Source organism: Dethiosulfatibacter sp. (genome assembly GCF_983023055.1).
In genome coordinates this window covers 813-9,282 of the sequence record NZ_CEZJXU010000044.1, presented here as the reverse complement: position 1 = coordinate 9,282, position 8,470 = coordinate 813, and the positions used below count along the sequence as shown (strand labels likewise).

General features: G+C 37.1%; 6 protein-coding genes. 1 reads left to right on the top strand and 5 read right to left on the bottom strand.

Annotated features, from left to right (window positions below):
* Nucleotides 1-100: 100 nt before the first annotated feature.
* Both AC3AX0_RS03030 and AC3AX0_RS03025 read right to left on the bottom strand, forming a co-directional pair.
* Nucleotides 101-1,291, bottom strand: coding sequence for a pyridoxal phosphate-dependent aminotransferase (locus tag AC3AX0_RS03030; protein ID WP_487548830.1), 1,191 nt, complete (start codon nt 1,289-1,291; stop codon nt 101-103).
* Nucleotides 1,292-1,546: 255 nt separating this feature from the next.
* A complete protein-coding gene (locus AC3AX0_RS03025) occupies nt 1,547-2,182 on the bottom strand; it encodes a site-2 protease family protein (RefSeq protein ID WP_487548829.1) in 636 nt (211 codons plus the stop codon).
* A 434-nt stretch (nt 2,183-2,616) separates the two neighbouring features.
* Here AC3AX0_RS03025 and mog point away from each other — a divergent pair, with 434 nt between their 5' ends.
* Nucleotides 2,617-3,108 carry a molybdopterin adenylyltransferase gene (gene mog / locus AC3AX0_RS03020; protein WP_487548828.1) on the top strand — a complete coding sequence of 164 codons (492 nt, stop codon included), beginning with the start codon at nt 2,617-2,619 and terminating at the stop codon, nt 3,106-3,108.
* Nucleotides 3,109-3,179: 71 nt separating this feature from the next.
* Here mog and AC3AX0_RS03015 read toward each other — a convergent pair whose 3' ends face one another.
* The 3 genes from AC3AX0_RS03015 to AC3AX0_RS03005 are packed head-to-tail and all read right to left on the bottom strand — an operon-like array spanning nt 3,180 to nt 8,292.
* Complete coding sequence (locus AC3AX0_RS03015; protein ID WP_487548827.1) at nt 3,180-4,679, bottom strand: Ppx/GppA phosphatase family protein; 1,500 nt, start codon at nt 4,677-4,679, stop codon at nt 3,180-3,182.
* A 1-nt stretch (nt 4,680) separates the two neighbouring features.
* Nucleotides 4,681-6,759, bottom strand: coding sequence for an RNA degradosome polyphosphate kinase (locus AC3AX0_RS03010; RefSeq protein WP_487548826.1), 2,079 nt, complete (start codon nt 6,757-6,759; stop codon nt 4,681-4,683).
* Nucleotides 6,760-8,292, bottom strand: coding sequence for a Ppx/GppA phosphatase family protein (locus tag AC3AX0_RS03005; protein ID WP_487548825.1), 1,533 nt, complete (start codon nt 8,290-8,292; stop codon nt 6,760-6,762). It abuts the gene before it with no gap.
* Nucleotides 8,293-8,470 lie beyond the last annotated feature (178 nt).

Genomic DNA, 8,470 nt, shown 5'->3' with positions numbered 1-8,470 from the left:
ATTTTCAGTAAGCATAATAGGCATGTCTGGCGGAAGCTGTTAGTAAATTATAATATTAAACGTAAAAAGACTTATCTCCTGAGAGATAAGTCTTTTTTATCTATTTAAGTTTCTTAAGAGCTTCTTTCATCCTGTTCATTCCCTCTTCAATATTTTCAATTGAATTGGAATATGAAATTCTAAGATTATCAGGAGCTTCGAAGGCAATTCCTGGAACTACTGCTATCTTGGATTCTTCAAGAAGGTAATTTGCCATGTCAACAGAGTCCTTTATTATAAAGTCTCCGTTACTCTTGCCGTAAAAACTTGTAATATTAGGCATTACATAGAACGCGCCCTTAGGCATATTGCATTTTATACCTTCCATATTATTAAGTCTTTCAACTATGTACTTCCTTCTCTTGTCAAACTCAAGCCTCATCATTTCAACAGAGTCAGCTGAATTTGAAAGTGCTTCAATTGATGCATGCTGTGCAGGAGAATTAGCACCGGATGTAGTATGTCCCTGATAGTCTGTCATTGCCTTGATGATTTCCTGTGGTCCAACTGCATATCCTATCCTCCACCCTGTCATGGCATAAGACTTGGAAACACCATTTATTGTGATTGTCTTTTCCTTGATTTCAGGAGACAATGCAGCCATGCATACATTAGCTCCACCTTCATATATAAGCTTTTCATAAATTTCATCTGATAATATATAGAAACCTTTCTCTACAGCCAGCTTTCCAAGTTTTATAAGGTCTTCTTTGCTATAAACAGCTCCAGTAGGATTGTTCGGAGAGTTGATCATGATTGCCTTTGTTTTGTTCGTAATTGATTCTGCAATCTTGTCCACATCAAGGGCAAATCCGTTTTCCTCTTCCATCTGTACTATTACAGGAACTCCATCTGCAAGCTTTATCATTTCAACATAACTTACCCAGCAAGGTGCAGGTACAATTACTTCCTCTCCCGGATCCACGATTGCCATAAGAACGTTTATGAGAGACTGTTTTGCTCCATTTGATACTATTACTTCCTTTGGAATATAATCAAGACCGTAGTCGTCCTTAAACTTCTTGCAAATTTCCGCTCTAAGTTCCAGTGTTCCTGGTGCCGGACTATATCTTGTCATTCCAAGGGCATAGGCTTCCTCGCCTTTTTTGATAATATTGTCTGGAGTATTAAAGTCCGGTTCTCCCACATTGAATCCAATTATGTCAATTCCCTGGTTTTTAAGGTCGGCTATCTTTCCCGATAGGGCAACCGTTGCCGATGGAGTCATTTCCTTAATTCTTTTACTAATCATTTTACACCTCAACTAATTAAGTATATTATGTTTACAGTATTATTATATCATCTTTTCGTTCGGTTTCAACTTGTTTAACATCTCGTTTGGTAATGTTTCCCTTTTATTAATTCGTCATTTGTGTCAAATGCAGATTAAAATTTTTATCTATGATTATACTTTTGATTCTTTAAAACATAAAGCACAAAACATATAGGTATTTCCATTTTGTGCTTTTATACCTGCTTTTTTTAGAATAAGGCAACTTCAACCAACTTAAAACACGCTTATTGTATTAAAGAGGAACCTTACTATGCTGTATACAGGAGGTCCTATTATCCTTCCTATGTTTCCTGTTACTAGAAGGAGTATGAGACCAAGCCTTATATACTGGCTATACTGGTGATAGAAATTATATACCTTTCTTCCACCTATATCCTGAAGAATGTGGTGCCCGTCAAGGGGTGGCAATGGTATAAGATTGAATACCATAAGAACCACATTTATAACCACTACGCTCTGAAGCATCTTATACAGGATGTATCCCATTTCTGTATTTGCAAACTCCATAAAACTTCCTAGATAAAACTTTAATATAAAAGTGAATACTATGGCTGTAATCAGATTCATCACAACTCCCGCCAGAGAAACAATTATATCATCCCTTTTAGGATTCTTGAAGTTTCTTGGATTTATCATTACAGGCTTTGCCCATCCGAATCCAACTAAGAGCAAACACAAGAATCCAAAGGGATCCAGATGTTTCAACGGATTGAGTGTAAGCCTTCCCTGATATTTAGGTGTATCATCACCCATCTTTACTGCGGCCAGTGCATGACCAAATTCATGAATTGAAATGCCTATCAATATCGCCGGAAGAGCGATAAGCTTAGACAGTATACTTTCTAACATTTTTTCCTCCTAAATCTGCTGAAACGATTAAATAATTTTTTAATGCGGCAGTTACTATTCTATCATCTATGTTTAACTATTTGAATTATTCTAGATTGTTTTAGATCATTGTTGTCTCTTAATGAACAGTATTTGCAATATACATACTATACCACTTATCTTCATTAAATCAAGTATAATGATAAAATCTTAATTAAAACTTAAGTTGTGATATAATATTATATAAAATGTTTTTAACTTCATTTAATCATATTACAAAAATACAAAAAGAACCGTCCAAGCTTAGGAAAGTTATATTTACATATTACCTTGTAACACTGCTAATATGTGTTTATGGATACTTTCCTGCACTGTTTGAATATCTACTTTGTAGATATCGCAGCATAGCAGCTTTCCGGACCTTTTGTATTTTTGATAATCAAGGAGGTATGAGTATGTACAAGGTTGGAATAATAACTGCAAGCGATAGTGGCTCAAAAGGAAATAGAGATGATTTGAGCGGTCAGTTAATACGAGAAATAGTAGAAAAAGCAGGCTATTTTGTAGTGGATTACAAGATGGTGCCTGATGATATTGAAATGATTAAGGAAACAATAATATACATGTGTGATGGAATTGGTGTTGATCTTGTCCTCACAACAGGTGGTACTGGGTTTTCAAAGAGGGACAATACTCCGGAAGCCACCCTTGCAGTTATTCAAAAAAGGGTTCCAGGCATTCCTGAGGCAATGAGGTATCTGAGCCTTCAAATAACTCCAAAGGCAATGCTTTCACGCGCTGAAGCCGGAATAAGGAACAATACTCTCATAATAAACCTACCTGGTAGTCCTAAAGCAGTAAGAGAGTGTCTTGAATATATTATTGGTCCAATGGAGCACGGACTTGATATTTTGAAGGGTTCAGCCACCAATTGTGCCGAAGAATAGAAAAAAATCAAAACCATACTGAAACTTGATAACAGTTCAGTATGGTTTTTTGGTTGTCATTTAAATTTGGCTTACACCAATATCATATTATAGCCGAACGTGTTCTTAAAATTATTCTCAAAAGATTTTAGATAGGCTTTCTCCAGGGTTATATCCCCTTCTGCCATAGTCTTTATTATTACAGTATCATTGTGGATGTCACAGGTAATATCGCTGATTTTTCTGCTGAGGCTCCTGTCCAGTCCTTCCGCCAACTTGATGAGAATGCTCAGTTTTTCTATGATTTCAACCTGCTTGTCTGAAAGAATCCTGTAATAGTCTTCCAGGTCTATCTTAAGCTTGCTTGTGGTATGATTTCCTGCAATTATTGCAGCCATGAGCTGTTTTTTGTTGTTAATACCCTTCAGCATGGAATTGAGCATTATATAGAAGGTATGCTTGTGATGGTCCTTGTAGTCAAGCATCCTTCCCACATCATGAAGCATGCTGACTGCATAAATGATGTCACTCATTTCCTCATCTATTCCATGCACGTCCTCAAGCTCTTCAAAGAGCCTCTTCATGAGAAAATACACATGTTCAGAATGTTCTATGTTCACATTGTACACAACCATCATGTTTTCAACTGAAAGCCTCAGGGGATTTCCCTTGATATTGTCATATCCGAAACCGCATTTTTCGAACATGAGGCCTTCCCTCAATCCGTCCCTGCTTATTACAAGATTGCTTGAATTACAATGATCCAGAAGATACTTGACCGCTCCACAGGCTCCTACAAATATGTCCGACCTGTCCTTTCCAAGTCCGTTTATACTTTCTCTTTTCTTCCTACCCATGTCGGATACGGTATCAAAGAGAATATCAACATCATCTCTTTCAATATAGTAATTGTGGATAGCACTTAATGGATAGTTGTCCTTTCTTTTTTGAATCTTGCCTATTGTCCTTATGGTTCCACCTATGCCTATTAGGGGCAGGTCTTTTCCTTCCTTCAGCCATGGCACCTCTTCGTATTTTTCATTGATAAAATTCCTAAGCCTGTGAAGGTCTTCCTTTTTCGCCTTGTCCCTGAGATCGAAGCCATTGGCAAGATCCACAGCACCAAAGGGAAGGCTTATGGAATTCTTAAGCTTTCTGTCCCTGACAAGACCTATTTCCGTAGAACCTCCACCAATGTCCATGAATATGTAATTCTTCTTGTTTATGGAATTTATGGACCCTATATAGCCATACATGGCCTCTGCCTCTCCTGGAAGAAGTTCAACCTCAACTCCCAGTTCCTCAACTGCATACTCCATGAATTCCTCTCTATTTTTGGCCTTTCTAAGTGCAGCTGTGGCAACGATTCTTATCTCTTCGCATTTGCTTGACCGACAGTATTCAACCAGCATCTTCAATGTCTTCTTGCCGTATTCCATCTTTTCTTCTGAAAGGAAGCTGTTTTCATCAAGTCCCTCCGACAGTCTCACGCTTTCCTTGAAGCCATCTATGGCAAAATAGCTTTTTTCAGTTATTTCAGCTATTACAAGCCTGAAGGTATTTGATCCAATATCAATTATTCCATATCTCATATCATATACCCATCATTTCTTCTTTTGCATTCCTAATTTCAGTGACTGCTTTTTCATGAAGAATCATCTGTACATTTATTGATTCCTTGCCTCTCTTGTCAACCTTTCTATAGCTTCCATCCTCGAGCTGTAGTCTGCTTTTTTCAGTATCTGCAAGGCTCAGTTCCAGCATTTCCACAACTCTTTCCTTTAGCCTTCCGTTTTCTACGGGGAAAAGCACCTCTATCCTTCTGTCAAGATTTCTCGACATCCAGTCTGCACTTGACAAAAGAATGTCTGAATACCCCTCGTTATAGAAATAATATATCCTGCTGTGCTCAAGAAAGGTTCCAATTATACTCTTTACCCGTATATTTTCACTGAGACCTGGAATTCCTGCTTTAAGACTGCAGACTCCCCTTATTATGAGGTCTATTTCAACACCTTCATTAGATGCCTCGTAAAGCTTGTTTATAATATTCTTATCCACAAGAGAATTGAATTTTGCTATAATCTTTCCATAGCCACCGTTTTTCACATTCCATATTTCCCTGTCTATATAATGTTCAAAACCTTTTCTAATTCCATAAGGAGCTACGAATATCTTTTTATATTCCCTTTGTCTAGTATATCCTGTAATTGTATTGAACATGTTGGATATATCGCTGCATATGTCTTCTCTGCATGTAAATATTCCAATATCCTCATAAAGTTTGGCCGTTGAGTCGTTATAGTTACCAGTAGACATATGGACATATCTTATTATTCCCTCGTCTTCCCTTCTAACTACTAGAAAAGCCTTACAGTGAATCTTAAGTCCTGGAAGACCATAAACCACGTGACAACCTGCCTTTTCAAGCTTTCTTGCCCATACTATGTTGTTTGCTTCGTCAAACCTTGCCTTGAGCTCAACAACTACTGTAACCTGCTTGCCTTTCTCGGCCGCTCTTATGAGCTTGTCAATAATTGGGGAGTTCTTGCTCACCCTGTATAGAGTCTGCTTAATGGCAAGTACATTTGGATCATCAACAGCCCTGTCGATGAATTCAAGAACCTTGTCAAAAGATTCATATGGAAGATGTATCATCCTGTCTCGCTCCCTGATTGCAGCGAAAATATCCTCCTCTCCAAAAAAATCAATTGCCTTCTGAGGCTTAGGGTCCTCGTCTATAAGATGTGAGAACCTTCCGTTTCCCAAGAAGGAAAACCAACTTGTAAGATCAAGAGGGGCAGTAAGTTCATATATTTCATCTGATGATACTCCCAGGTTCTTCTTAAGGAATTTCATCAATCCCTTGTCTCCCTTTTTCTGAAGCTCAAGCCTTACGGTAGATCCCCATTTCCTTTTTTTTACATACTTTTCTATTTCCAGTAGAAGATCTTCAGCCTCGTCTTCGTCAATTTCAAGATCAGCATCCCTTGTTATCCTAAATATTACTGTTCCAATAATTTCATATCCACTGAAAAGTCTGTCAAGATTATGCTCAATTATATCCTCTAGATAAACATATGCTGTTTCATCGTCATCAGATTCCACCTCAACAAATCTTGGTAATACTGAAGGAACCTGCACAACAGCGTATAGCTTATCATCTTCACCTGAGTCAATCTCTACGGCAATGTTAAGACTTTTATTCCCAAGATGTGGGAAGGGTCTTCCGGAGTCAACTGCTAGTGGTGTTAATACTGGAAGACAAAACTCTTCAAAGAAATCCTCAGCATATTCCTTCTGGTGTGAATTTAGGGATGTGTATTTTTTCATCCATATTCCCTGCTCTTCAAGCTTTGGAAGTATAGACTTGTTGAGGCAGTTATACATCTTTTTCATCATTCCATGGGTTTCTTCATAGATTGCTTCCAGCTGTTCCTTTGGAGTCATTCCAGCAATATCCCGTTTGTTGTATTTAGCAGCCATCTGCTGCTTGATTCCTGCTACCCTTACCATAAAAAATTCATCTAAATTGGATGCTGTTATAGCTAAAAACTTGAGTCTGGTGAATAATCTGCTGTTTTTTTCATATGCTTCTTCAAGAACTCTGTCATTAAACATAAGCCAGCTGAGCTCTCTGTTCACATAGTGTTCATTCATATTTTCAGCCATTTACATCCCCCTTTTGATTAAAAGTTTTATGTCCATACCATAAACTTCCTTGAAAAAGTCCTTATATTCGTTAAACTTAATCTGTTCTATATATGTATTCTTTTTGCTGTCAACCTGAATTATAAGATCACCTTTTTGCATCTTGACAATTATTTCCTTGAATTTCTGCTTGTAGTTTTTGTCAAGGGAATCAGCAATTCGGAGAATGGCTGAAAGTTTTGAAACACAAATTTTTTCCACTGGAGAAAGGATACTGTACTCTTCATCTTCCTCTGACGGAAGAAGGAAGGACTGATATTTAACTATTAGTGATATAAGTTCTCTGTCCTTTTCAGTAAGTCCTATGATGTCCGTATTCCTGATTATATAACTTGAATTGATATAATGCTTGTCTGAGTTTATAAACTTCCCAATGTTGTGAAGTATGACTGCAATCTTCAAATATAAAAACTCCTTGTCGTTGAACTGGTTAGTCCTTGAGAGCTTTTTCATTATCTTTTCAGATACAGAATCTACAAACTGTATGTGGTTGTCATAGGCTTTATACATCTCAGCCAACTTCACTGAAGAAGATACTGCATATCCGTTCATACGTCTTTTCATATCCATATATCTGACCGGGAACAACATCTCGTTAAACATTGTATTGAAAAAGAAAACATCAGGTAGTATGATTCCCTCTACACCGGAAATAGTCACAAGATTTTCTATTATGGTAGTTGCTATGATTATTTCGTTGGCAAATTCATTTCTCACATTGTATTTAGCAGATATTTTCTCTGCATTCATATCGGTTATTTTCTTGAAAAAACTGTGTAACTCTTCCTTTCCAATCATGCCGGTTTCATCTTCCACATTGCATAGCATTCCTATGGTTTCAGTTGCCCTCCCAGCCACCAACAAAAATTTCATTTCGTTTTTAGGCAGGAACTTTGGAAGAAAGTTGGTATATGTATGAAGTTGTTCCTTCACAAGATAGTTCATCTTGTCGGAATATTTTTCAGCATTCTTTGCTATTTCGTAAAGCTTAAGGGTTCCTATTAGTATATTTTGAAGGTAATTAATGGAACTGTTCTCATAGAATGCAATTCCCAGGTTTCCGCTTCCTATGAAAGCTAGCATTCCATTTTCTTCAAGCTGACCCTTGTTTTTCAATTCTTCTATGTTTGACATAAAAATATGGTTTTTAAGCTCTGCATCGGACAATATCTCTAGAATAATACCTGTTTCCTGAAATATCCTGTCCCTTATATAATACCTGTTTTCAGCTTCTCTCAAAGCTGTTGTTGCAAGAAGCCTTATTTTTTCACAGCCGTATTCTTCAGACAACTTCTTATATTTTTTAATAGTATCTACAATTATATCAACTTTTTCAACAGGTATTCTTCGGTTTTCAAATACTTCCTTTCCCAATGATAATCTAAACTTTGCCTTCTCCAACATGTGTAGTTTATTCTTCCTGTTCTGGCAGACCCTGATTCCAATATATGTTGATCCGATATAGATTATAGATGCAATTCTTATATTTTTCATTTTATTCTCCTAAACAAAGTGACTATGTCACGTCATCCAGTACACAACGGCTACATCGCGTTAGACGCGAAGCGGATAGTGTACAAGCGGTGTTGTCAGTGTGGAAAGTTTCCTTTAAATACAAAATACCAATGTTTCAAGGGATTTTGTACATAATAACTTTCACAGGCAAACAAAG